Annotated in this window: 21 protein-coding genes and 4 pseudogenes; 7 read left to right on the top strand and 18 right to left on the bottom strand. The window is 63.5% G+C overall.

Features of this window, described 5'->3' with window-relative positions:
- Window positions 1–166: 166 nt before the first annotated feature.
- From DY245_RS42845 to DY245_RS42805, 11 genes and pseudogenes are all read right to left on the bottom strand, one after another.
- Entirely contained in the window at window positions 167–1651 is a 1485-nt protein-coding gene (locus DY245_RS42845; RefSeq protein WP_128512527.1) for a helicase associated domain-containing protein, read from the bottom strand.
- 360 nt (window positions 1652–2011) lie between these two features.
- Window positions 2012–2713, bottom strand: a complete 702-nt coding sequence (locus DY245_RS45570) for a Wadjet anti-phage system protein JetD domain-containing protein (RefSeq protein ID WP_220378007.1) — start codon at window positions 2711–2713, stop codon at window positions 2012–2014.
- A 55-nt stretch (window positions 2714–2768) separates the two neighbouring features.
- Window positions 2769–2957: pseudogene (locus tag DY245_RS48590) on the bottom strand (amidohydrolase family protein); the annotation flags it as partial.
- Window positions 2914–3480 (bottom strand): amidohydrolase family protein, encoded by a 567-nt coding sequence (locus DY245_RS45560; RefSeq protein ID WP_220378006.1) that lies wholly within the window; start codon window positions 3478–3480, stop codon window positions 2914–2916. The pseudogene DY245_RS48590 and the gene DY245_RS45560, both read right to left, overlap by 44 nt.
- A gap of 761 nt (window positions 3481–4241) precedes the next feature.
- Complete coding sequence (locus DY245_RS42835; protein ID WP_280525059.1) at window positions 4242–4979, bottom strand: TetR family transcriptional regulator; 738 nt, start codon at window positions 4977–4979, stop codon at window positions 4242–4244.
- 244 nt (window positions 4980–5223) lie between these two features.
- Window positions 5224–5919: a TetR/AcrR family transcriptional regulator gene (locus tag DY245_RS42830; protein WP_280525058.1), complete on the bottom strand. Its 696-nt coding sequence runs from the start codon at window positions 5917–5919 to the stop codon at window positions 5224–5226.
- A 505-nt stretch (window positions 5920–6424) separates the two neighbouring features.
- Window positions 6425–7222, bottom strand: a complete 798-nt coding sequence (locus tag DY245_RS42825; RefSeq protein ID WP_128512524.1) for a hypothetical protein — start codon at window positions 7220–7222, stop codon at window positions 6425–6427.
- A gap of 267 nt (window positions 7223–7489) precedes the next feature.
- Window positions 7490–7831 carry a beta-ketoacyl-[acyl-carrier-protein] synthase family protein gene (locus DY245_RS42820; RefSeq protein WP_181924107.1) on the bottom strand — a complete coding sequence of 114 codons (342 nt, stop codon included), beginning with the start codon at window positions 7829–7831 and terminating at the stop codon, window positions 7490–7492.
- Window positions 7828–8256, bottom strand: a complete 429-nt coding sequence (locus DY245_RS42815; RefSeq protein ID WP_128512522.1) for a beta-ketoacyl-[acyl-carrier-protein] synthase family protein — start codon at window positions 8254–8256, stop codon at window positions 7828–7830. The genes DY245_RS42820 and DY245_RS42815 overlap by 4 nt, the downstream gene beginning before the upstream one ends.
- A gap of 309 nt (window positions 8257–8565) precedes the next feature.
- Window positions 8566–9399 carry a helix-turn-helix domain-containing protein gene (locus DY245_RS42810; protein ID WP_128512521.1) on the bottom strand — a complete coding sequence of 278 codons (834 nt, stop codon included), beginning with the start codon at window positions 9397–9399 and terminating at the stop codon, window positions 8566–8568.
- A 111-nt stretch (window positions 9400–9510) separates the two neighbouring features.
- Window positions 9511–10476, bottom strand: coding sequence for a cytochrome P450 (locus DY245_RS42805; RefSeq protein ID WP_244943619.1), 966 nt, complete (start codon window positions 10474–10476; stop codon window positions 9511–9513).
- 951 nt (window positions 10477–11427) lie between these two features.
- On the opposite strand from DY245_RS42805, the gene DY245_RS42800 reads away from it, so the two are divergent.
- Window positions 11428–13236, top strand: coding sequence for a helix-turn-helix domain-containing protein (locus DY245_RS42800; protein ID WP_128512519.1), 1809 nt, complete (start codon window positions 11428–11430; stop codon window positions 13234–13236).
- A gap of 89 nt (window positions 13237–13325) precedes the next feature.
- Here the strand turns inward: DY245_RS42800 and DY245_RS42795 are convergent.
- Window positions 13326–13856: pseudogene (locus tag DY245_RS42795) on the bottom strand (transposase); the annotation flags it as partial.
- A gap of 199 nt (window positions 13857–14055) precedes the next feature.
- Window positions 14056–15279 (bottom strand): annotated as a pseudogene (locus DY245_RS42790) (beta-ketoacyl-[acyl-carrier-protein] synthase family protein).
- 1213 nt (window positions 15280–16492) lie between these two features.
- On the opposite strand from DY245_RS42790, the gene DY245_RS42785 reads away from it, so the two are divergent.
- Entirely contained in the window at window positions 16493–16879 is a 387-nt protein-coding gene (locus DY245_RS42785; RefSeq protein ID WP_128512518.1) for a hypothetical protein, read from the top strand.
- Between the two features lie 536 nt (window positions 16880–17415).
- Here the strand turns inward: DY245_RS42785 and DY245_RS45045 are convergent.
- The 4 genes from DY245_RS45045 to DY245_RS48585 all read right to left on the bottom strand — a co-directional run bounded on the left by DY245_RS45045 (window position 17416) and on the right by DY245_RS48585 (window position 19267).
- Complete coding sequence (locus DY245_RS45045) at window positions 17416–17595, bottom strand: integrase core domain-containing protein (protein WP_181924106.1); 180 nt, start codon at window positions 17593–17595, stop codon at window positions 17416–17418.
- Window positions 17592–18395 (bottom strand): IS3 family transposase, encoded by an 804-nt coding sequence (locus DY245_RS42775; RefSeq protein ID WP_128512516.1) that lies wholly within the window; start codon window positions 18393–18395, stop codon window positions 17592–17594. The genes DY245_RS45045 and DY245_RS42775 overlap by 4 nt, the downstream gene beginning before the upstream one ends.
- A gap of 173 nt (window positions 18396–18568) precedes the next feature.
- Window positions 18569–18985 (bottom strand): hypothetical protein, encoded by a 417-nt coding sequence (locus tag DY245_RS42770; protein ID WP_128512515.1) that lies wholly within the window; start codon window positions 18983–18985, stop codon window positions 18569–18571.
- A 21-nt stretch (window positions 18986–19006) separates the two neighbouring features.
- Window positions 19007–19267 carry a transposase domain-containing protein gene (locus DY245_RS48585; RefSeq protein ID WP_425329528.1) on the bottom strand — a complete coding sequence of 87 codons (261 nt, stop codon included), beginning with the start codon at window positions 19265–19267 and terminating at the stop codon, window positions 19007–19009.
- Window positions 19268–19359: 92 nt separating this feature from the next.
- On the opposite strand from DY245_RS48585, the pseudogene DY245_RS48070 reads away from it, so the two are divergent.
- The 5 genes and pseudogenes from DY245_RS48070 to DY245_RS47370 form a co-directional block, all read left to right on the top strand.
- Window positions 19360–19656: pseudogene (locus tag DY245_RS48070) on the top strand (NF041680 family putative transposase); the annotation flags it as partial.
- Window positions 19657–19958: 302 nt separating this feature from the next.
- Window positions 19959–20543 (top strand): helix-turn-helix domain-containing protein, encoded by a 585-nt coding sequence (locus tag DY245_RS48580; RefSeq protein ID WP_425329527.1) that lies wholly within the window; start codon window positions 19959–19961, stop codon window positions 20541–20543.
- Window positions 20544–21534: 991 nt separating this feature from the next.
- On the top strand, window positions 21535–21729 hold the full coding sequence (locus DY245_RS45555) for a hypothetical protein (RefSeq protein ID WP_220378005.1): 195 nt from the start codon (window positions 21535–21537) through the stop codon (window positions 21727–21729).
- A 649-nt stretch (window positions 21730–22378) separates the two neighbouring features.
- Window positions 22379–23104, top strand: coding sequence for a LuxR C-terminal-related transcriptional regulator (locus DY245_RS42745; RefSeq protein ID WP_181924104.1), 726 nt, complete (start codon window positions 22379–22381; stop codon window positions 23102–23104).
- Window positions 23105–23145: 41 nt separating this feature from the next.
- Window positions 23146–23577 (top strand): hypothetical protein, encoded by a 432-nt coding sequence (locus DY245_RS47370; RefSeq protein WP_244943618.1) that lies wholly within the window; start codon window positions 23146–23148, stop codon window positions 23575–23577.
- Window positions 23578–23902: 325 nt separating this feature from the next.
- Here DY245_RS47370 and DY245_RS47365 read toward each other — a convergent pair whose 3' ends face one another.
- A complete protein-coding gene (locus tag DY245_RS47365) occupies window positions 23903–24256 on the bottom strand; it encodes a hypothetical protein (RefSeq protein ID WP_244943617.1) in 354 nt (117 codons plus the stop codon).
- Window positions 24257–24305 lie beyond the last annotated feature (49 nt).

The following is a 24305-nucleotide window of genomic DNA, read 5'->3' as shown; positions in this document are numbered from 1 at the left end:
CCCTGGTTGTGGAAGCCACTTAGAGCGCTACCTACCAACTGCCGCCACTACAGGCACCCAAAGTATTCGTCTTAGAGTTCGAACCGCCGTGGGTTCTGATGTACACCACGGAAGGTGTCGCGGTTCGTTGTTTCTGATCGGGTTCTTGGGTGTTGAGCTGGGCTGATCAGTTGGCTGGTTGGGCCTGGCAGTGTGCTGTGTGCTGGCGAGGGGCGTGACGTTGCTTGCGGGTTGGAGCTGGACGGGTTTGTGAGCTGCGGTTTTCTCGTTTCGGGGTGGCGGGGTGGCTGTTGGTCAGTTTGTTTGGCTGACCGGTCGGGTTCGCTGGACGGCTGTTATAGCGGTGTAGGGGCGTGGGGCCGTGGATGCCGAAGGTGGCCAGCAGGTGTTGCTGGTGGGGGTGGAGCTGTTCCCAGGCTCGTTGCTGGGTGCGGATCCATTTTGTGGTGTTGTTGGGGAAGGGCCGTCCGGTGCTGTAGTAGGTGTGGGCTTGGTGCCAGCTGTGGTTCCAGTTGGCTCGCCAGGGCGGGTTCCACCACGGGTCGAGGGCGGCGAGCTGTGCCTCGTGGGGCCATGGCCGGCCGGTTCGTTTCAGGTGGGCGTGGGCGGCTCGGCGTTGTTTGTACAGCCACCATCCGAGGGGGAAGCCTTCGCGTTCGGTGCAGTATCCGGCTGAGGTGAGGTTTCCGTACTGGGCGGCCCAGGCTTGGGCGTAGGGCAGACCGGCAGCGAGTGACGAGGGCGGGTTCTTCAGGCGGGGGCGGGCGGGGCGGGCTGGTCGTTGAGGTTTCGGTGGTGGTGCCAGCATGCGGGCGCGTTCGTCTGTGAGGCCGATGTCGGCGAGCAGTTGCTGCTGTTCGAGGTGGAGGCTGTCGTAGCTGGAGCACTGTGTGAACAGCCATTTCGCTGTGGCAGATGGGAGTGCGTCGAGGTCGGCCGTGGTGCCCAGAGGTCGGTTGGTGGTGTGGGTGCGGGCGGTGAGGTAGGCCTGGTGCCAGCGCAGGCCTCCCGTCGGGTTCCAGTGGGGATCGATAGCCTCCAGTGCTTTGATGCGGTCCTCCGGTAGCCGTCCGCGGGCGGCACGTTTGCGTTGGTGGGCAAGCCATCGGCCGAGCGGGTAGCCGTCGAGGCGGGTGTCTCCGGTGACCGTGAGGTGTCCGTGCTGGTCAGCCCAGGCCGCAGCGTGGACCAGCCCGGCTGCGAAGGCTGCGGCCTGGGGGATGCGGCGGGGCCGGGCGGCCCGGGCACCTTCAGTCGTGAGGCCGAGGCCGGTGAGCAGCTGCCGCTGTCGGGGGTGGAGTTCGTCGTAGTGGGTGCACTGTTCGTACAGCCATTGCCCGGTCCAGTCCGGTGTGCCGGGGAAGCCTTTGCCCGGGGCGAGGTCTTGGCCGGGAGTGAGCTGTGCGCGGGCGGCTTGGTAGCGCCGTTGCCAGACCATGCCCCAAGGCGGGTTCCAGTACGGGTCGATGCGGGCGAGGGGTTCCTCGTGCGGCCAGGGGGTGTCGAAGAGTTCGCGGTGGAGGTTGGCCTGGTGCCGTTGTCTGGCCAGCCAGCGGCCGAGGGGAAAGCCGAAGTGGTGGGCGGTGCGGGGCAGGTCGAGGGTTCGGTGTTCGGCTGCCCAGGCCCGGGCGTAGTGCAGCCCGGTCTCCATTGATGGTCTGCATGAGATTGTCAGTTGCTGATCGTCACTGCGATGTCAGCTTAGGCCCGGCTCGAACAGGGGAAAGCTGCTGACATCGTCTGCCGATTACTAGTGACATGGGTGACGAAAGCCGGTGTCAATTTCGTGCAGACCGGTATGGCATGCGCTCCGGGGGAGTGACGGGGGAGGGGAGGACCGCTCAGCTTTGCATTCTCTCTGTGAGGGAAGGCCCGATCGGCCTCAAGCTGACCCAGCCTTCGATGGTGCGCTCGCTATGCTGCTCCAGGTCGAGCTGGTCTTGAGCCGGCAGATCGCGGTGAACTCTCCCGCAGCCTTGCCCGGGCGCGCTGTGTAACGGTTCTGCCGGCCCTACGGCGCAGTGGAGTTCTCGTGCTGGGCAAGGACCTCGTCCAGCTGTTTGGCGAGTGTGGGCAGGACGTGCGCGTAGAGGGTTTCGTGCTCACATCCCTCGCCTCCATTGACGGCGATCTCTGCGGCGAGAGGCCGCATTGCCACGGGGCCTTTCTCTGCGAGTACGGCGGTGAGCTGGCGGTTGCCCTCGAGTTTCTCTGGCTCCTGCTTGTACTTGGGCCCGGCCCGGTACAGCTCGACGTTCATGCCCACCGGGCTGACGGGGCGCTCGATGCGTTCGGTGAGGTTGTGGATGATACGGATGCCGTGGGCGTCGAGGTCTTGCCAGGCGGCAACCGGCAGCGGGGCCATCGTCCGGAGGAACTCGATGAGTCCGTCGGTGGCGTATCCGGCGCCCCAGATACACAGCCAGCGGTCGACGATCTCGGGGATTTGGCAGACCTGTTGGAAGGCGTCCTCGTTCTCGACCAGGACGATGCCTGCAGCGTCGCAGTTGATCAGCCCCAGCACACGAAGGCCGCGGGCGGGCAAGCCGAGCCAGGGGCGGCAGGCGGCCGCATCGCCGACGACGGATCCGACGCGCCACTGCAGCGGGCCGCGCATGCGCAGTTCGGTGTCTGTCCCTTCTACGGCCTGGTCGAAGGGCATGCCGATGAGGTTGGCGAAGGCCTGCTGGTTTGCGGGGACCGGGGCCGGCATCGGAGCAGCAGACGAGCTTCGCTCCCTCGCGGTGCATCCGTGCGAAATTCTCGCTCCGTTGCTCTACTCGCCTGGCCATGTGTGGTGCGACCATCGAGCCTTCCGGGAGCCATGCTTCGGTGACGCCGACGAAGATCCCCGCCTGCACTATGGCCGCAAAGGAGACGTGTTCGATGCCGTCGATTCCGGCTGCGACGGCGTCAGCGATCCCTTGCCGACCGTGGGCATGCGCGGTGACTGGCCTGCCGTGCGCGTGGGCTGTTCGCGTTGCCGCTGGAAGTTCGTCGAGTGTGTACTGCGACTGGTGCGGTCCCCATCCGGGAGATCAGGCCGCCGGTTGCCATAATCTTGATTACGTCGGCGCCGCGTGCGATGCGCTCCTTGACTGCGGTCTGCACGGCCGTGATGCCGTCGGCTTCGCCGCCCAAGAACCAGCAGTGCCCGCGAGACCGCGTGATGGGCGGTCCTGCGGCGAGAATTTCCGGTCCTATCTCCGTCCCGGCCGTGAAATGTTCACGAAGTGCTACTGCGAGGTGATGACGATCACCGAGGTCTCGTACGGTGGTGATACCCGCCCGCAGCTGTTGCCCGGCGTGGACGCGCATGCGTGCCAGGGGCGTGTGGGCATCTTCTTCTGCCATCGCCTGCTTCGACTGGCTGTCGGGGTCGAAGGCGAGGTGTACATGAGAGTCGATCAGCCCGGGCAACAGCGTGGCTTCACCGAGGTCCAGAACGTGCAGGTCTGCAGAAGGATGCGCCCCGGTCATGTCGACACCTGCAATGCGCGAGCCATCGATGAGCACAAGTGGGTGCCCGGATCGCAATGCGTGCCAGTCAAAGAGCCGCGCCGCGCGGACTGCCCAGGTCCGTCGATGCTGAAGGTATCGTTCGCAGCTGGCAACCACCCCGATGCTCCTCCTCACCGTTCAGTCCGCTGGCTGCGGCGATCATTCACCGATGCCGTGATAACCGGTGAGTGTGCGCCCTGCACGTGACAGGAACGGCACTGGGCAGCGCCGCCAGGGAGGCCGGGGAGACGATGGGGGAGAGCCGGAATGGTGCAGGAAGTTGCTCAGCAACAAGGCAATCTCCTTTTCTACACGGGGCTTTGACTGCCGCGATCATCGATCGTAGATCGCCTCATCGTCACCGGTCGTGCCTGTTCCGCAGGACTGGCCGGTTCTGCATGGGCGTCTAGCTTTACAGCGTTCGGAGCGGCGTGCCCATGGCACGGTGAGCGTCCATAGCTTCCGCCCACTTGGCAGGAATCTCGACGACGGCCGAACCATGGATTCAGCCGACGCCGACACGGAATCTTCCTTCTTCATCGAGGACAGGTAGCAAGGGCACACGAATCCGTACGACTCCAGCGTCAAAGCCCTGTGGCGCTGCCGCTTGGACATCGCCAAATGACCGAAGACGGTCGGCGTCCACGCGTCGGCCGGGATCTTCAGGACGGCGGTGGTGTGCCTGCCCCTCCGTTGTGACAACGCCCGAAAATCGAGGGTCTGCCCCGGTGCACAGATTGTCAGCGGCGTTGTGGGTGATGCCAGCTGGCAGGCTGAGCAGTCCTGGAGGCCGGGTAGCCAGTGAGCCCCGCGAGTGCCGTCGTGCCGCTCGCCCCCGCGGGCCTCCAACGCAGTCTCTCCAAGGTCCCTGGTGGAGTGATCGAGGGGAGAATCGTTTTGAAAAGGGTCGGCATTCGTGAGCCGAGAAGGCTTACATCTCCGGCTGACGCGAGAGAGATTAGACGAAGGCCGGCGAAAGAGCTGACGATGCTTTCAGCAACCGTGCGAACTTCCGTGCAACGGCCCATGAGTTCGCCGTTTTTGAGTGACCTCAGCAGAATGCCTTCGACATACTGGACCCAGTATCGCAGGCCGTTCCATGAGTTAGAGTGGCCGTTTGCCCCTTCCAATGTCAGGCGAGCAGAGGCCTGCTGGAGTACGTCATCGCTTCGAGTGACCAGGGCGTTTCCGGCATTTAAAAGTTCCTGCAAGATTACTGGCTCGGGATCGCGCGCCACGACCATGCTGATGTCCACCACGGATTGCTCCAGCAGAGCCTCTGCAAAGCCTTCCTTTGTCTCGAACACCTCGCGCAGCTTCTCCTCCGAGACCCCGGCGCTACGTGAAATATCTGTCATCGTGGCCTCGTCGTAGTCGACGTCCACGAAAACGCGGGCACCCGCCTCTAATATCTCGCGCCTGCTGAGGTGAGGGGCAGATTGACTTGACACGGTCTTCCTCCAGACTTCCTTGGGCATCATCGAATCTACGGGCAAGGAGTCGCTAACCAGCGGCGGGGGGCCTTAAACCGACGCGCTGCAGGCCGCTCCGGCCCTCAAGGGCGGAGCCTGCAGGCCAGGCGCCGGGCAAAGACGGCGCCCGCCGCCATCAGCCCCGCACTCGCGATCCCGAAGGCCGGGGGCCTGACACCGCGTGAAGCACGCATGGGGCGCCGAACTGCATGTTTCGCGAGACGCGAGGGCTGTTCCACGAGGTCAAGCGTCAGGCCGAGATCGAAGTGGCCGAAAAGTAGGCGTGATTCTGCGCCAACTGTTCTCCCCGCTCAGGGCTGACGTTCAACCGCTTCAGGACACCGTCCCGAGCCAAAGATGGGAGGATGATCCTGTACCAATCGCGGATGCTCTTCTCAGCCTGACAGTCGTCACGATCTGACAGCGCCGCAGCCCCGACCCAATGTTCAACGACAATACGGCTCAAGCTCTCAAGGCTGCACGCACCATGAGCCGCATCAGTGTCTTCGTAGTATCCATCTTGAAGTTCCTGGCGGGCGCGTGCCGCGGCAAGGTACTGGCAGTTTCGGCTTGTCCAAGCGTCCAGCGGTGTTTTGATGTCACGTCGTGCTCGGATCTCAGCGGAGACACGGAGGCTGGCCTGCAACGTGGGGATCCGGGGTATGCAATAGGCCACCGTCAAGCCGAAGTCGACCCACTTTTGAAGCTCTAGGCCACCCTCAGCGACTTCGGTGGAACGCAGCAAACCTGCCTCCGCCTCGTCGACGATTCCCTGGATGAGGGCAATTTTGTCCGGGAAGTGGTAATAGAAAGTCCCTGACGTCCGGCCGATTTCGGCAAATATTTCCCTTAATGGTGTAGAGGAGCCGGTCTCACTGATCACTCTCGCCGCGGACTCCAAAATGTGCCGGCGAGTCCACCTACTCTTTTGCGACTGGTCCGCCATGTGCGCTTCCCTCCAAGAGGGGCCCCAAGGGCCAACGACCTTACGAGGACGGAAACATGAGCCCCCGTTGGCGATCAAATCTATCGAACAGCCGGCGACAGGCATGCATCACGCGACAACAGGCCACGGTGGCGGGGCAGCACAGACCCGGTGGTGACCGATGCGCCTGGGCCCCGTTGCTGTGGTGAAAGGGATGGGCTCGGTGCGCCAGTCGGGCACCGGGCCGAGTGCTGGGAGGGGGGATTCGCAGCGCCCAGCCCGGTGGGGGGAGGTCACCGTCATGCCCTGCGAGGCCACAGCGCGGCCCTCACAACCGGCTTGGCCCGGGACGGAAGCGCCGCTCGGGAAGGCGCACCGTCGAGCCAGTTCAGTCGAAAGTGAGCTGGAAGGCAAGGCCCAGGCTTCGCGGAGGCAAACAAGCATCGCCAGTGACATACCGCCTGGCGATGCCTTCACGGCGCGAAGAGCAGTGACCGAGATTGGATGTTTGTCGTGCCCTCCGCCATTACTGAAGGCCGCCCGCGTGCGTGAATGTGACTTCCTGAACGCCGGGATGGAGGTATCGCATGGCAAGTTTGCAATTCCGCTCAGGGAACGTGTAGCCGGCGGACTTCTCATACACGGAGCCAACGACCGGGTCATCCAGCGCGGCTTCGTGGAGCTGTTGCAAGTGCGGGCTCTCCGTCCAGTGGAGCGCGGCAGCCTCGATGAGTTCGGCTGCGAGGATCTCTTGCCAGGTATCCCCATCCGCCCATTCGCGAGCCACGTCCTCCATGAGCAGCAATGACATCAAGTTGCCTCGTGCCAGCCGTCTTTCGCTGACTCGGACGAGCTTGGCAAACGGTTGGTTCCAGTCCAGGACCGCGAAGCTCGTGTCGACTAGGCAGGTCGGCTGGGAGAGGAGCCCTCTCGCCCATGACGAGTCACTGGCTGGGGTGACGGGCCCACCAGAGGAGGGGTGTGGCTCGGACCGCAGGGCTCGGCGGTAGAGGGCGACCCGCGCGCGCCATGTCATCTGCAAGAGGTCCGCCACCTGCTTAAGTTCCTTCGGCGTGAAGCGGAGTTGCATCGACTCGCGCCGCATATACCATTTCGCTTCTTTGCCTAGTTTGGCGGCAATCTGCTTGTGGTTGACGCGCTCCCCTGATTTTCTTCCTTGGGCTGGTCGCTTGTGGGGTTCCCAATCGAAGTCTCGTGGATCTGCCTGCAACCTGTGTGCCGTGAGCAGTTCTTTGAGCAGGTAGCGCAGGTGCGGCTGCTGTAAGTTACCGGGGGAGTCATTGCGTTCGGTAGCCGTGTCCACGGCAATAATGTACCTCTACCAGACCCCGTATTTGAGTGCGGGAAATGTTGGTCCTGGTCAACACCTTCTCCCCAGGCGAGAATCGGCAGCCGGATGCGGAGCGTGACGGGACGCCCCATCCGCAATCTGTGGGTCGGGTAGCCGGATCACGTTGCCGTGACCCGGCCCCCTCAGAACCGGACGTGCCAGTCGTCCCGGCATCCGGCTCAAGCAGGCCCCATGGGCTTCGCAGGTCAGCAGATTGCAGTGGCCCGTCTGACAACGGCATCAAATGGCGCGGTATGCCGGTCGACTTCCCTCCGAAGCGAATCGGACTCCGGCTTGGCGAAGGCGCACGAAGTAGCGGTCCTCGCTGTTAGGCAGCCTGCGCTGCCCGGCATGCTCGATGACGAGCCCTGGGCGCCGGGCGGAGGTCACGATGCAGGCGCCGGCCGTATCCGCGAACAGGCCGCCGTAGACCTTCTCCACGATCCGGTGTTGGCTCCTTGGGATGGCCGTTGTGAGCTTCTCAGCCACGACCACCAGCACCTTGTCATCCAGGAAGCCCTGCAGGCGGTTGAAGGCGTGGACCAGGCTCAGCCCTCCTCCGGCGCACGTCGCTGCGCTCACGTTGCACAGATCCACATCCGGACGGAGCCCCAACGCATTGCACAGGGGCCCCCAGGCCCGGCAGGCGAAGTGACAAGCTGTGACTCAAGTAGACGGCATCCCACCTCGGCCGGCCTCATGCCCTCAGCTTCGAGGGCCTGCGTGGCCGCCTGCGCGGCCATCTCCAGGGAGTCCTCGAAGACCACGTCGTTGCGGTCCTCGACCTCCGCAGTGCCAGAGATGGTGGGACTCCGAAGCGGCCGGGTTAGGGAGAGTGATTCGATCCCCAAGTTCCGGAGCATGATCGAGACCTTCCGAGCCACCTCCGTCAGCCGTCCGTCCAGGCCGAGGGGGTAGTGGGATATCAGCTCCTCGCACATCTCGGCGTGGGGCACGGTGTACTTCCCGCGGACGATATGTGGGGCGCCGACGTGTGCGCTGACCATACGCTGCCTTCCTATGAGCATGTTCCGCACCACGCGCACAGCGTGGTTGCGAGCGCAGCGTACGGATCAACTCGCACCGCGACTGCCAGGGGAATACCCAGGTGCCCCGAAATTCGCGAACGGAAAGTAAACCTGCCAGACCGAGCCCTTCCCTGGATCGGGTACTGCACGGGCCACCCCGCAGCAAGGGGCGGCCCGTCCCAGGGCTAAACACCGGTCGCCAGCGGCGTCCCTCCGCGAGCACCGTCCCGCGCCCCAACGCCCCGGCGCCACGCGACAGTGGCATCGGTCCACCGATACGTGCCTCGATCAGGCGATCTCCTCCTGGACCTCTCCCTCCGCGGTCAGCACAGTCTGATATGTCGGACGCATCTTCGTGAATTCCAGGCGCATAATGGTAGCCGCCGAGCCGACCAGCGACACCGGGAAAAGCCGGACGTAGCCGCGCCCTTCGTTGGGATGGTGAAAAGGCCGGCATGCGCCATCAGAGTGGATTGGCGTGTCGGCATAGCTTGAGTATGCGCGTAGGGCTCGGGGGTCGGCCTTCACCTTCGTCAGCATCTGATTCAATTGCTGGTTCTTGCCTCCCGACATTTCAACGACGTGTTTCAGTTGAGTGACGAAGCAGGGAGCCCATTGTGATCCCCAGTCCACGAGAACAGGGTTCTTCACCATCGGACCACCTCGCGCCTGATCATTGAGCATCATCCACTCAAGCATGTTCTTCGGTGGGGAACCTTCGAACACGTCCGCCCAGAGCTGGTTGTATGCCAGGACGTTGTACGCCCCGTCTGTCAAGTAAGCCATACATTTGTTGTCCTGGAGCACCAGGTCGCGAAAATTGCTATCGATGCTCATGCCGGCTAAAGGGTTTACGTTGCCGGGAGGGGCATGGCCACGCGCCAGCCACCAGATTTTATGAATTGTTTGAGCGTCCTGGATTTTATACAGTTCGATCAAATCGACCAGGAAGGTAATGGAAGGTTTAGCTTTGCCTTTTTCGACCCGTTGAAGGTAAGAATCGTGGCACCTCATCTCATAGGCGCCTCGCGACTGGGTGAGCCCCGCCTCCTTTCGCTTGGATTTCAGTATCTCGTTGAGCCTTTTTGTTCGTATTGGGGAATCCCAATCATGATATTCCATGCGATCGGCTCTCCATTCGTTGAGGTGGAGTGGTCATCGGGTCAAATGGGGTGATAATGCACTCATCAGATGCGCGCAGCGTCGTGCGCCGGATACGCCACCCGGGAACTCCTATGGCATGAGGTGCACGGGCAATTCCATCACGGAGTTGGACAGCATGGACGGAAGAGGCTTCGGGGCAGTGTCATCGACCGCGAGCCTCATGTGAGGGTAGGCGCACATGAGTGCAGGAAGCGCGGTCACTGCTTCCCGCCGTGCCAGCAGAGCACCAACACAGAAGTGTGGGCCACCACCGAACGCCATATGTTTCTTGTCTTTGCGCGTGATATCGAATCTCTCAGCGTCCTCACCGTATTTAAGTGGATCGCGGCCCACCGCGCTGTAGGGAGCAACAATTGCCTCGCCGGCTGGGATAGTGACATCAGCTATCGTGATGTCCACGAGTGCCACACGGGTCAATATGTTTCCTACGGGACCATCCCACCGCAAGGTCTCTTCGACCACCGCCTCCCACGTGCCCGTGGCCCCCTCGCGAGCCATGGCGAGTTGGCCGGGATGCTTCAACAAGGCGCGCACTGCATTAACTAGCAGGTTGCGTGTGGTCTCGTGCCCGGCTGAAGCCACCAGCCAAAGAGTGCTGTACAACTCCTCTTCAGTAAGCAGCTCAGGATTCTCCCGTCGCGTGACAATAAGTGAACTCGTCAGATCCTTTCCGTGATTATCGCTTCGGTATGTGACCAGTTCGGCCATGGTGCGGAGAATCTCTTTTTGGGTATTGTTTACCTGGTCGCCTTGTATGGTGTGATCGAATACGCTGGCGGTCAAATCTCGTATCCGAGAATGAAGGTATTCGGGAACACCCAGTAACTCGCAAATAACGTTCAGAGGCAATGGGTTGGCGAAATACCGACATAGGTCGACTGAGCCATCCTCAGATATATTCCGTGGTAGATCGCGAACTAGGGTCGCCACGATTTCGTCCAGCCGCGGCTGGAGAGCGCGGACGGACTGCGGAGTCAGCGCATTGGTCACCGCTGTGCGCAAACGCCGGTGCTGCTCGCCGTCGGCGCTGAACATGTTCGTCACCTTGACGACGCCCGTCAGTGACCAGTTCTCGGGAAGCAGGTTGTTTGTGACGGCGCTCCAGCGACGCCAGTCCTTACTGACGCGCGGGTCCCTGACCAGGTCTCGAAGCTCGTCGTGTCGTGTAACTGCCCATGCTGGGACGCCACCAGGGAGAATGACCCGGGTAACTGGTCCGGCCTCCCGCAGGCATGCCGCCTCGCCGTGGTGGTCCCTACCGCTGGGATCCAGATGAAGGGGGTCGTGCTCGGCGAGAACTGTCATCATTCCTCCGTTGACGGTGGCTACGGCGCCGCAGGGACCATCGCGAAGCAGCGGTTGTGCCCTTCACCTTCACGTGCCCCGAGAGCGGTGCCCGGCTGCCCACAGTTTGCCCACGGCAGGAAGTTGTAGCCGCCAACCAGCCGCGCAATTGTCCTCTCAGTGGTCTTGGGGTGACCTGCCCGCGCGAGCGGTGAGCGTGGCGCGGGAACGCGTCGTCTCCCGCTCGCCGCCGGGGAGTTGAACCCGCTCAAGTTGCTTGTCCCTCAAGGCCGGCCCTTCGCGAGAAAGCGATGAAGAAGAACCGAGAGCTACAGCCCTCTTTGCGTAACTTAGCCTTCCTGTGGTGAATAGCGCGGTACGTCTTGTCTGTGCCCCAAAGCATGTAAGGACAAGATGGTGATTCAGGTACGGGAATTAACTACGGGCTCCAACTGACGTGTTGTACTACGCTCCCCGCCTGCACAGATGCCACCATGCGGGTGCGGGTGCTGCCCGCCGGGCTCTGGCGGGCAGCATCACGACATCTTGGGAAGTTGATCCGGGTTGGGGGGTGGGTCGATGGGAGATCAGGGAGAGGGTGCTTGGCGAGATCCTGCGGGGGCGTTACGCCATCGTGCGACCACGCAGCGAGCGCAGGCTCGGGGAGCCATTCCGTGGGCTGTCGCCGAGTTGGGAACCCCGGTGACGGCCGCAGATATTATCCGCGCGAACCGGGAGAAGCTGGGATTCACGCGGGAGGAAGCCGCCCTCGAATTCGGATTCTCTCCCGAATGGTGGGCGAGGGTGGAGAGGGGTGGGAAGATCACTATGGCGACCTTGCTCACCATGCGACTCGCGCTCCTCATTCCCGACGACGAATTCGAGCAGGCCGTCCTTTCGGCCACCGGCGTGGCGCCCTCGTTCAAAGGGATCAGGAACACAGGACTTGATCACGTGACACAACGCTGGGTAGACGCTCATGTTACCCCGCTCAAAGAGCCGACAGTTCTACTGGACGGCGGATGGAACACGCTCCACTATAACGCCGCCTGGGCCGCACTCTTTGACGGTGTCGCACCTCACCCCCATGATCACCCCCTCGTTAATCCCATTCGCTTTCAGCTCTTCCACAAGGATGCAAGGAAACTGTTCGTGGACTGGGAAGAAAGGTGGATTATTCCCAGCCTGTGTCAAATTGCACACCACTATTACCTCAACCACGATAACCCGGAACTCCGTGCACTACGGGAAGGTATCAGCGAGGATCATCGGTTAGAATACCTGTTCACCGTAGTGGTACACAAAGAACTCGCCGAGCGAGGATTGGATCGGATCTTCGCGTCAGATGGAGAGCAGCGAGAAATAGTAGGACCCGATGGAGTGACGCCATGTGTGCTGACAGGATTCATTCCCTGGCATGCCCGAGCGGTCGGCTACCAGGCGTTTCAACTGAGCCATGCCGTTCCTGGGAAACTACTTCTTCCGGAGTTATCTCCTGATGTCCAAGGAAGTCGTACGGCCTACGAGGCTGGGGCACCGCTAGCGCTGGCGCGGACTCCGGATAATGCTTCAGGAGGAGGGGGGCGCCCGCCTCAAGACCGCGCTGCATATGCTGGCTATCAAGCGATAGCGGCTCAGCCCGCACACGGGCTCACGCACCCCGACGTGGCCATCACCACGGGACAGATATTTCACACCTATCGAGATCGTCTAGTTATTGGAGAACGCGTAGGCATTCCGCAAAACCTGTTGCCTCACCTGACGTCTATCGGGATGTCCGACCGGAAGTATAGGGATTTGGAGGGCGGTAAGATGTTTCCGACTCCACCCCAGCTCACCAATATCGTCAAAGCCCTGGAGATTCCGGAACCTGTCGACCGCCTCCTTTACTGTATGGTTACGGGTGGGAACCCTCCCACGAAGGCCGTGCGGGGTAAAGCTGATTTCGAGAGGCGGGCCAAGATCTGGGCGCAAAGGCACGTGGACGTGCAGTCCATCCCTACCTCGCTTGAAGATGGCCAATGGAACGTCATCTGTCACAATGCGGCATTCGCGCAACTCTTCAGCCATGCTGAGGCTACTCGAAATCACCCAACAAAGAGTTCATTCCGCTACGTCCTGTTTCATGACGACGCCCGTCATACGCTCGCTAATTGGTACGAGGAATGGGCCATACCGTTCCTCGTTGAATTCGGCGCAAAGCTCATGCTTCACGGTAATAGCAGGCACCCCGAGCATGCACAGATGCTTGAAGATATCCGAGATGATCCCCTTCTCTGGGATGCACTCAATGGGCCGGTCAAGGCGGAGCTGCATAGTGGCGGAGCAGGAACCGGGCCTTTGATCGACGGCGGAGTCAGAAGATTGAATCTGCCCACGCCTGGCTACTGTCGAAACAACCTCGCTGCAAACCGGAAACGATACAAGGTCCTCGTCACGGCCGGCGCGCCGCTCTTCGGCCTGACCGAATACGGATGCCAGACGGTGTCTCTCGACGTCCAAACCGACTAGCTACTTGCCCCTGAAAAAGGGTTTCGGCCGGTGACGGGGTCGGAGCTGTTGGACAGCACCAGGCCGCCGGGCTGCCGTTGGTCCCTGCCTCACCGGCTGAGGGTGGTCATTCGTTGGAGTTTGTAGGCGAAGACTCCGAGTCCGGCCCAGGTCTGGGCGCCGGTCAGGCGGCGGAGGCGTGTGCGACGGAAGCCGAAGCCGCGCTTGAGATGGCTGATGCGGGTCTCGATACCGACTCTCCAGTTGCTCATACGACGGAACGGGCGACTGTGTTCGTACTCACGCCGTGCCTTGCCAGATCCTCCAGCGTGTTGGAGGCTGATCCGCTGGATGCCGACACGAGTTCGGACAGGGCCTGGTCGTTGGCCGCGGAGCCAAAGCCCCAGTCGGCGACGACCGTGCCTGGTGGGCGGCCGGTTCAGCGTGGTGACGCGCTCCACCGACGGCACCAGCTGCGGTGCGTCGGATGGGTTCCAGCGCTGGACCTGGTGGTCGACGACGAAGCCGCGTTCGTCCTCGGCAACCAGTGCCGTGTAGCCGAACTGGGCGGGGTGTTGAGGCTTGCCCTTACGGATCGGCCGGGCAACGGGGTCGGCCAACGAGACCAGCCGGTGAGGGACCTGCCCGGCAGACGTACCGGATACCGGGGGAGATCGAATCCGTTCAGCCGGGAGACGCCGGTGTTGGCCCTCAAGGACCGCCGCCCAGAATTCCTCAACGCCGATGCCGCTGGGCGCGACCACGCCCAGTCCGGTGACCATGGCCTTACGGCGGACCGGTCCGCAGAAACGCCCGCCGCCCTCGTCAGAGTGGACCCGTTCATGCCGCCACGTCCGTGTGCCGGCGCAGTACCATGGCCGACTGGAAGCCGCCGAAGCCACTGCCCACCGTCAGCGCCGTGCCGAGTCTCGCCTCACGGGCTGTCAGCGGCACGTAGTCCAGATCGCACTCCGGGTCCCTCTCGTGCAGGTTCGCCGCGGGCGGCACGGCGCCGTACTCGATGGCGAGAGCGCACGAGGCGGCGCCCAGCGAGTGCCCGATCATCGACTTGATGGAGCTGACCGGAACAGGGTAGGCGTGAGCGCCGAGCGATCGTTTGAAGGCAGCGTTTTCGTGTTGGTCGTTCTGCTTGGTGCCGGAGCTGTGCGTGTCGACGTAGCCGACGGCCTCCGGGTTGATCCGGGACTGGTGCAGGGCCGCGTCGATGGACTCGGCCATCTCGCGGCCGTCCGGCTTCAGCCCGGTCATGTGATAGGCGTTGCAGCGGGTCGCGTAACCGGTGTTCTCCGCGTAGATGTGGGCCCCGCGCCGGACCGCGTGCTCGTACTCCTCCAGCACGAACATCGCCGCGCCTCGGCGAGTATGAAGCCGTTGCGGGTGCGGTTGAACGGGCGGGACGCGTGGTTCGGGGGCGTCATTGCTGGGTGTGGTGGCCTTGATGGTGTCGAAGCAGGCCACCGCGATGGGGGAGATAGGTGCGTCCGTCGCGCCGATGACGAGAACGTCCGCAGTGCCCTCGACGATCAGTTGATAGGCATACCCGACCGAGCCCAGGCCGGAGGCGCACCCCGAGGAGACAATTGCCGCCGGTCCTTCTGCTCCGACTGCACGGGCGACCTCGGCGGCGATCGTCCCCGGAGTCAAGTAGTCGTGAAGGGGCGGAGAGGCGTACCCCGTATCGACCAGCCAGTCGCGACCGGTATCGGGCAACACCAAGTACTCCCGCTCCAGGCTGGTCGTCGCGCCCACCGCGCTGCCGACGCTCACAGGGATCCGCTCCGAATCCATTTTTTGCGTCGAAACTGATTCCGCTGTGCTCCAAGCAGTCCCTGGCACAAGCCACCACGGCCAGTAGCGTGGCGCGGTCCATGCGACGGGTCTCGCGGTGCGTGAAGCCGATGGTCGCGGGGTCGAAGCCACACTCGGCCGCCACCCGCGACCGGAAGGGCGAAGGGGCGAAGTAACGGATCCTTCTGGGAGCTGCTGCCCGGAGGTCAGTAGCTCCCAGAAGGTCTTGGTGCCTGCCCCGCCAGGGGCCTGCACACCGCATCGAAGTCGTGCGGTACAGCGCTGCTCGCAGCGGCGCGCGTCGCAAGATTTCTTGAGCTGGCGTCAAGAAACAGGAACGAGGGAGAGAGCAACCCGCGCTGCCCACATCACGGAGGCACCATGCCGCGCCGACTCCCGATTGCGCTCCTCTTGCCTGGACAGGGCGCTCAGCACCACGGCATGGCCGACCGGGCTGGTCTGGTCTGCCGAAGCGCGCGCGACAGCCATTTCATGGTCCGGCCGCACTGCCGGCCGCACGATGCAGCACTGAGGTGATCGGCCGTCCGCGGCCGCAACCGCCCGCGGTGTCGGTGTGGTCTACCCGCACTGGTCGTCGGATTACCGAGGAAGAGGCCCGCCGCCCAGAATTCTGGGGTGGTCAGCTCGCGGCGCCGGTCCATTTTTGGTCGGCAGCCGATGCGCTGCTGTGCACTGGCTCCCACCTGCTGGTGGACATTGGCCCCGGCCAGGAACTCGCCACCTGTTGAGGCGCCACTGATCGGTCCGATCCGGCGACAGCAGGGTGTTGTGTCTACTACCGACGGACGCGGACGGGACCGCGGCGCACTGGTCCGCCCGCACACCGCTCGACGGCGAGGCCGTTACCGATGCACCAGGCACGAGGGCGGACTTGCAGGTCGTGAGCTACATCGGCGTCGCCAACAGTGCAGTGCCTGCGCAACCGTGGTGAGGCTGGCTGATCTGCTTGGCCACCGTCACCGCGGTCGGGGTAGCCGTCGGGGTATGAGTGCTTCGTCGGGTCGCCCGTGCCCCGCTCGCGGTCAGGAGAGGAGGGCCGGTAGTGCGTGGCGAGCCCGGCGTGCTGGTCCGGTCTGGCGAGACGGTGCGATTCAGGGTGATCGAGGCGGGCTCTGCGTCCGTGCAGGAGGGAGGCCGTTATCTGGGCCAACAGTCCGGAGCGAGTATTCATCGTGGTACCTCTCCAGCTTCCGTATGCCGAGGGTAACGAGTGCCAGCCGATGCCGCGTCGAGGCAGGCGAGTTGCGGGTGGTGCGGGAGCTGGCTGCGACCCCGGGGCGAAGCGAGCAGGCTTCCTCGCCCCCGACTCCAGGACCAGGTTGACGCTGCGGCCACTGTCTTCGCGGTCCTGCTCGCCGAGAACATTCGATTGTCTGAAAAAGCACCGCTGTCTTGACGGGGCCGGAATAGTAGCCGTTGAGCACTGCAACTGAGGGAAGGACGTCGGATGTCGGAAACTGGTTGGAAGTCAGATCGCTTTGCAGCGGCCTTGGGCGGCATCGGCAAGATGCCTGACGCAAATGCAGTATCTCCGTTCGAGGAAGATGCGCCGATTACCCTGTTTGTAGGGAACTCCGAGATTCAACTGGCCTTGAACAAGACGGCTAGGAAGCTCCAAATTACCGATAGCTCCGTGGATCACGTCAGAAGGCAGGTTATCGACGTCAAGGATGGCGCGACCGGTACGCTGAGTCAGGACCCGCTTGGAGACGTACATGTGACGACACGCGTCAGCTCCGATGGCCATGTGATGGCCGAAGTAACCTACAGTGCCAACGGCGGGATGTGGTCGTCGGCACCGGTCAAGATCCCCCTCGGTAGGCTCACTGGCTGAGAGCTCGCGAGATGGTACGGCGTACATGTAGTTGAATGCCGCGTGCAGGCCGTTCCCGTGTACTCGTTGTGCTCGCGCAGCGTGCGCATCACTGTGGCAGATGACGGAAGCTGGCCCTTCCTGGCGCCTTTGGCGACGATGAGCTGGGTGATCCTCTAGCTGCGCATGTCGAGGGCGATGGCGACCACGAAGTCGTCGGTGACGCCTGCTGCGCCGATGGTCTCGCCGCTCTGGAGGGCTTGCGGCTTTCGGGGGCGCGGTTGTGGATGAACTCGAGTTGCCTCGCAGGACCGGGCACGATGGCGGTGCAGGTGATGCCGGAGGGGCATTCGAGCTCTTGTGTGAACTGCGCTGGCTGGGATGCGGCAGGCGTGCCTAGTCGGCGGCCGTGTCCGCATCGTCAGATGCGTTCGCAAGTGGGCAGCAGCCATCTGCGACTTCTTGGGTTGGTGTCGTGGTGGTGAGAGTCGGTGTCCCGGCCGGCTCACGCCACCGCAATTTCAGCGGCCTGAAGCGTTCCGGGTTTGATCGAGACTCTACGTTGCGACTGTGACCTGGGGTTTCGTGGTTGCTCGGTAGTAGTTGGTCTCGTATTCGGCGGGCGGGGTGTGCCCGATCTCACCGTGCAGTCGGCGGTGGCAGTACCAGTCGATCCACTCAGCGGTGGCCAGCTCCGCCTCGGACAGTGTCTTCCAGGGCCGACGGGGCTTGATCAACTCGGTCTTGAACAGGCCGATCGTGGACTCAGGGCATTGTCGTAGGTCGCCGACCGATCCGATCGACGCGGCGATGCCTGCCCGGTCGAGGTGCTCGGAGAGCGCGAACGATGTGTACTGCGACCCGGCATCGGAGTGATGTACCAACTCGCCTTTCCGTAGGGGTATTGATCTCGGTCGCGCTGCCACAAGGCCATCTCGAGGGCGTCCAGGGCGAGCTGCGTCTCCGTCGAGGTGGCTGCTGACCAGCCGACGATGCGGCGGGAGAAGGCGTCCACGACGAAGGCGACGTAGACGACGCTGGCTAACGTGGTGACGTGGGTGAAGTCCGCGACCCAGCAGCGGTTCGGGGCGGGGGCGACGAAGTCGCGGTCCACGAGGTCCGGGGCCCGTTCCGCGCTCGCGTCGGGGATGGTGATGATCACCTTTTTGTCGCGGACCGCTCCGGTGATGCCGAGTCCACGCATGAGGCGCTCGACGGTGCAGCGGGCCACCGCGACATCCTGGAGGTTCAGGTGCCGCCAGATCTTCCGGGCCCCGTAGACACGGTAGTTCGCCTCGTACACCTCTGTGATGAGGTCTTCAGCTTGGCGTCGCGGACGGTGCGGGCCGCGGGTGCGGCCTGGAGCATCTGCACACGTTTGCGCGTAGTGGACCAGTAGATGGCCCCAGATCTGCTGGCGGATGCTGTCGGGTGTCTTAATGGAGAGGACTTCTCCTGCGCCGATCTGTTGGGGCTTGAGTTCCTTGATCGTCGTTTCGATCTCCCAGCGTTTCGGTGTAAAGGGCGCCGAGCTCACTGGCTGGATACCGTTCGTGGTCGGTCAGCGTGTACTCCTCACCGGCTGCCTTGAGTTGGCAGCACACGGCGCGGACCTGAATGCCGTGCTCGCGCCGCCGGTCGGTGTACCCATAGATGGTGGTGAGCCATGACCCATCCGCCAGGATCTGATCGGGAACGAGGCTGTAGCGGCTACCCGCCAGCCGCATCAGCAGGTCGGCGCCCGAGGCTGCCCTCGCCCGAGGCTGCCCAGTCCCGCCACAGCTCTACACCGGGTAGCCGCGGTCGGCGTACCAGCATGCCTGGCTGCATCGACCGGGCCAGTTCCTTGCCGGCAGTGGTCTCGTGCGTGTGGTAGTCGGTGACCTCCGCGTCCACGACGGCGTGCGTGCCACACTCCACCAGGCCCACGATCCGCGTCTGCGGGAATGCGGCGCGCTTGTACGGCCGTTTCCCCGGCTTAGGCTTGCCACCTTGCCGCCCGAACACCCCGTCGTTGGCCGGGGTGCCGGCGATGTCCACGCATGTGCCGTCCACCGCCATCAAACGCAGTCCGCGCCAGAAAGCCCACCCATCCGATGGCTCGGCCAGCGGCACCACGGTCCGCACGACCAGCTCCCGCAGCGGCTCTCACCCCAGCCGTCGACGCGCCAGTGAGATGGAGGGTTTGTCCGGCTCCCGCCAGGCGCCCAGCAAGCCGACTTGCCGCAACCCGTATGTCAACTTGCGCATGACCTCCAGGTACGGATCCGGGGAGAACAGGGCCAGCCCGAGCACGAAGTACAGCACCAGTCGCGCAGGCAGCACCCAGGACCGGCGCTCGCGCCGTCCGCACGCCTCAACGGCCCGGTCTACCGCACTCGCCGGGTACACCCGAGCCAACAGCCCCACATCCACCACATCACGAGCCGCGATACCACTCGCCGCCCCTGCCTGGCATCTCGTCACACAGGTACCAATGACCTCTTAAACTAACGGTATTGGATCTTGAACACACTTTCAGAATGATCAAGCAGTCCTTGGGATGGCCCCCAAACTCCGAGATCCGACTGCCGCCGACCCTGGACCTGGCTGGTCGTCGTCGCCATACCCAACTTCGCCTCGCGCGGCCTCTCGCGGAGGATCTTCGCAGGCCCTGGGAGCGGCCCGCGCACCCAGGACGCCTCACCCCCGCGCGAGTCCGCCGAGGAATTCGCCGCCTCCACAGAACAACCGCGCAGCCAGCCAGTGCACCAAAACGCACCCGCGCTGGTCCCGGCCGTCCAGTCGGCAGGAAGAACAACTCCTTGGTCTGGTCGCTTGTGAGGCTCCCAACCGAAGTCTCGTGGATCCACCTGCAACCTGTGTGCCGTGAGCAGTTCTTTGAGCAGGTAGCGCAGCTGCGGCTGCTGTAAGTCACCGGGGGAGTCATTGCGTTCGGTAGCCGTGTCCACGGCATTAATGTACCTCTACCAGACCCCGTATTTGAGTGCGGGAAAATGTTGGTCCTGGTCAACGCCTTCTCGCCAGGCGAGAATCGGCAGCCGGATGCGGAGCGTGACGGGACGCCCCATCCGCAATCTGTGACACCAGGGGGATTCACGTGCTTAAGGCTGTGCCTGATGCCCAGTCACTGAAGGGCAACATCGCCGTGCGGCGGGCCATCGCGGTAATGCAAGCCCTCCAGGGGCTAGACAAGACCCACGGCCGAGCCTCGAACCTGCGCGAAGTTGTCGCTGCGACGGGCCTTCCGACCCTGACCGCACACCGGTGCCTCCAGTCGCTTCTGCAGGCCGGAGTCGTGGTTCAACCAAGGAACGACGCTTCCCGCGCTCCCTCCCGAGGCCGCTACCACGTCCAGTGGCCCACGCCGGCAGACGAACTCCCGGAGGGCAGACCCTCGCAGGCCACCCGAGATCGGCTGGTCAAACTGGCAGGCCAGACAGGACAGATCGCGCTGCTCTACGTGCCGTACTCCGTCTCCGAGCAGCCGAGACGTGTCTGCACCGCCCACGCCTCGCCCTCCGACCAGCCCATCACGCACGCGGACGTCAAATCCGCCCCGCTCTCGGCCCATGCACCCGGGATGGCCATCGCCGCAGCCATGGGCTGTTGTAGGGCGACCACCCCGACGTCCTCGCCGCTCCCATCTGGTACGGCTCCGCCGTCGCCGGCTCCGTTGCCCTGATGCCGCCGCGCGTACAGATGCGCTCGGCCAGGCGGAGGACCGACTTCGTTCGAGCCGTCCTGGACAGCGCCGACGCCATCACCGAGCACCTCACACACCAGCCCCTCCAGTGGGCGGCCTGATCGCCGCCACGCCACCTCAGCACGGAGCACCCACACATGCCTGACATCCGATCCGCACCGCGCTGCTACCTGATAACCGGGGGATCCCGCGGTTCCGAAGTCCCGGAGTGGGAACGGGAGTCGCAGCCCCTACCGGGGCACTCTTTCCTGCTCGGACGAGAGATGCGCTGGAGGACGCAAGCCGCGGTACATGCATCCCTCGACGTATCTAGCCGTCGAGGGACTGGTGGATGCGGCGCGCCTGGCAGCCATGATTCTTATGACCGAGGCCCAAATTCGCCGGCAGTCTTACGAGAGCCGGACCCGTGAAGTGGCCCGATGGCTGGCGCGTCGCAGCCGTCAGCGGATCATGCTGTCTGCTGCGCCAATCGGGCTGCTTGCTGGGCCGAGAGGACGCAGGCCGGCCACGGGCCGACTGAGCCTATTTCGGAAGATGCCGTTGACGCGGGAGCGAGGCTGATTCCGGTTGCGCCCAGGGACAGTGGACATGGATTGCAGAGGTTCGGGGGAGCCGATGGCGCGGCTGCTGGGCTGCACACCGGCGGACGAAGGTGACCTGGTTGGAGGTCTCTTGGGGAAGATCGAACCTAGCTCAATTGCAGCCGATACCCAGGCACCTCGGGCTCAATAACCCCCACGTAAGCGTTCACATCGAGGAGGGTGCGTAGTGATGGAAGGCGTGGCTAGGAAGCCTTCATGCCCGAGTGATTTATTAGATCCGAACGTTGAAAGCGTTTCCGTCGCTTCGCTGGTAACAGCGGACTCGCCGCGACTGGCTGGGGAAAATGTAGAGCACGGGCGCACGCTTGCTCAGTCTGAGACTGAACTTCCCCCGATCATTGTGCATCGCTCGTTGATGAGGATCGCCGATGGAATACATCGACTGCGCGCTGCGATTTTACAGGGCAGGGGGCGAAATCGGCGTCAAGTTCTTCGATGGAAGCGAGAAAGACGCATTCGTACTTGCTGTTGAGTCCAATGTGCATCACGGCTTGCCGCTGACTCTGTCCGACCGCACCGCGGCGGCAAGACGCATCGTCAAGTCACATCCGGAGTGGGTCTGATCGCGCGGTTGCCGTAGCGACTGGGCTGGCGGCCAAGACCGTCGCTGCTATTCGCCGGCGGTCAGCAACTGAGGAATTTCCCCAGCTGCACACGCGGATTGATCGGGACTGCCCCGCCCGGCCAGGGGTGCCGAAGGCCCCACCCTGAGCGACGTGTGGCCAGACCTGGGTCAGCGTGCAGGCGTGAGTCATCATGCAAGACCCGCCGCGCCAGGTACGCCAGCTCGCGGAGGAATGCCACCCATACCAAAGCCCATAGAAGACCCCCCTCCCAGCCGCCCGGCAGTGGCGGTGGCGCCCTCCAGGAGGATGAACCGAAATGTGGTGGCAAAAGAGGGCGCTCTCGTTACCGCGTGCACTTCACAACCGATATGCGCGATGCCTTGCGGATCTGACTTTTCGTAGCCCGTTCGGCCCGGAGGCGCTAGTGCGGAACTGGGAGGGGGTGCGGGCGCGCCAGATGCACCTAGTTGGGACTGGACGCGATCAACGGGTCTTGCGGCTGGCGGGCGCGACTAAGCCCCTAGGCCCGGGTCGATCCAATGCTGTGACGTACCAGAAATTCCTATTCTGCTGCAGAAACGCAACTTCTCACCGTATTTCCCGAAATTCGGGTGCTGCACTGCTGTGCCCATGGAGGAGTATTTTCGTGAGTACCGATAAGGCGCGTCGCCAGGTGCGGCTGCTCATCGCTGATGGAAACGAGTTCTCCAGACGCGGAGTGCTGGAAATAGTCGGCGAAGAGTTAGACATGGTGGTCGTCGGACAGGCGGCCGATGGTGTGGAAGCCCTCAGTCGTGCCCTGGCCCTGCGTCCCGACATCGTCATCGCCGACTTCGAACTGCCGCAGATCAGCGGACTGGAGCTGACGCGCCGGCTTGCCGCCACGCCGCACGGAGAGACCATCCGCACGATCTTGATAGGCAACGGCATGGCCACTCGGTCGTTATCGGAAGTCATCAGGGCCCGGGTCGACGCCTTTCTCTCCAGTGATTGCCCGGCGCGTGAACTGGTTGCTGCCGTCAGGGCGGTGGCGGAGGGATCGGCGTTCTTGTCCGCCATCATCACCAGGCACCTCTTCGAACACTTCCAGCTTCTGCCCTCGGATGCCGAGCACCGTGTCGCCGATATCGGACTGAGCCGACGAGAGATCGACGTGGTGCGTTCCATCGGGACGGCCAGGTCCAACCGCGAGATCGCACGAGAACTCGGGGTGTCTGAGGCGACGGTGAAGTCTCATGTCTCCCGGCTTCTCACCAAGCTCGACATGCGCGACCGCGTACAAATCGCGCTGCTCGCCGTCCGACTCGGGCTCGTCCCCCTGCACGACAGAGACCCGGCCAGCAGCGAGTTGCTCACGATCGTCGCGAGCTGACACGACCTATCAACCCTTGACAGCAGAGAATGGAGCGTGGGGTGCCCAACCAGAACGATCAGCCCTATCTGTATCGCCGACGAGAGATGGCGGAGCCCGACTGGCGGCGGATTCCCGCCTGGCGACACGTCACCGTGACCGAGTGGCGCTCCGCACAGTGGCAGCGCGCTCATTGTGTCCGCAACATCAGCCAGTTGCAGGCCGTTTACGGCGACCTGCTCGACGAGTACTTCTACACAGACCTCGACCGGGACCAGCGCGAGCGGGCTACCATGTCGCTGCTCATCCCCCCGCACATGCTCAACACCATGGCGCCCCTCGCCTTGGTGCGCGGTGCAGGAAGCCTCACGGCTGCTTTTCGTTCTGATCCGGTTCGGCGCTATACGCTTCCGGTCTCTCGGACCGCCATTCCGACTACCCATCCCACCCATTCGCTGCGCGGGACTCGCTGCACGAGAGCGAGATGTGGGTGACGGAAGGGCTCACCCATCGTTACCCGACCAAGGTGCTCGCCGAACTGACCGCCACCTGCCCCAGTACTGCGGACATTGCACCCGGATGGACCTGGTGGGCAATTCCACTCCGCAGGTTCGCAAGAACCGGCTAACACTCAAACCGGTCGACCGGACCGCCGCCATGCTCGACTACCTGCGAGCCACCCCCTCAGTGCGCGATGTGGTGGTGTCGGGGGGCGACGTGGCCAATATCGCCTGGCCCCGACTCGAGGCCTTCGTCATGGAACTGCTAGGTATCGAATCGGTGCGCGACATCCGGCTGGCCAGCAAGTCCCTGGTCGCGCTACCGCAGCACTGGCTCGCCGACGACATCAGAGCCGGACTGGAGCGACTGGGCCGCGCCGCCCGTGACCGTGGGGTCAACCTGGCCCTGCACACCCACGCCAACGCGGTCCAACAAGTCACTCCGCTGGTCGCGGCAGTTGCACGGTCCGTGCTCGACGCTGGCTTGCGCGACGTACGCAACCAAGGCGTGCTGCTGCGTGGCGTGAACGACAGCATGCACGCCCTGCTCGACCTGTGCACAGCCCTGCTCGACGACGCCGCGATCATGCCGTACTACTTCTACCTCTGCGACATGATCCCGTTCAGCGAGCACTGGCGGCTTTCGCTCGGTGAAGCACAGAACTTGCAACACCAGATCATGGGGTACCTGCCCGGATTCGCCACACCGAGGCTTGTCTGCG

Origin of the sequence: Streptomyces inhibens (genome assembly GCF_003389455.1) — a bacterium.
Taxonomy (GTDB): Bacteria; Actinomycetota; Actinomycetes; order Streptomycetales; family Streptomycetaceae; genus Streptomyces; species Streptomyces inhibens.
The sequence above is the reverse complement of the archived record's forward strand: the minus strand, read 5'-3'. Positions and strand labels throughout refer to the sequence as shown.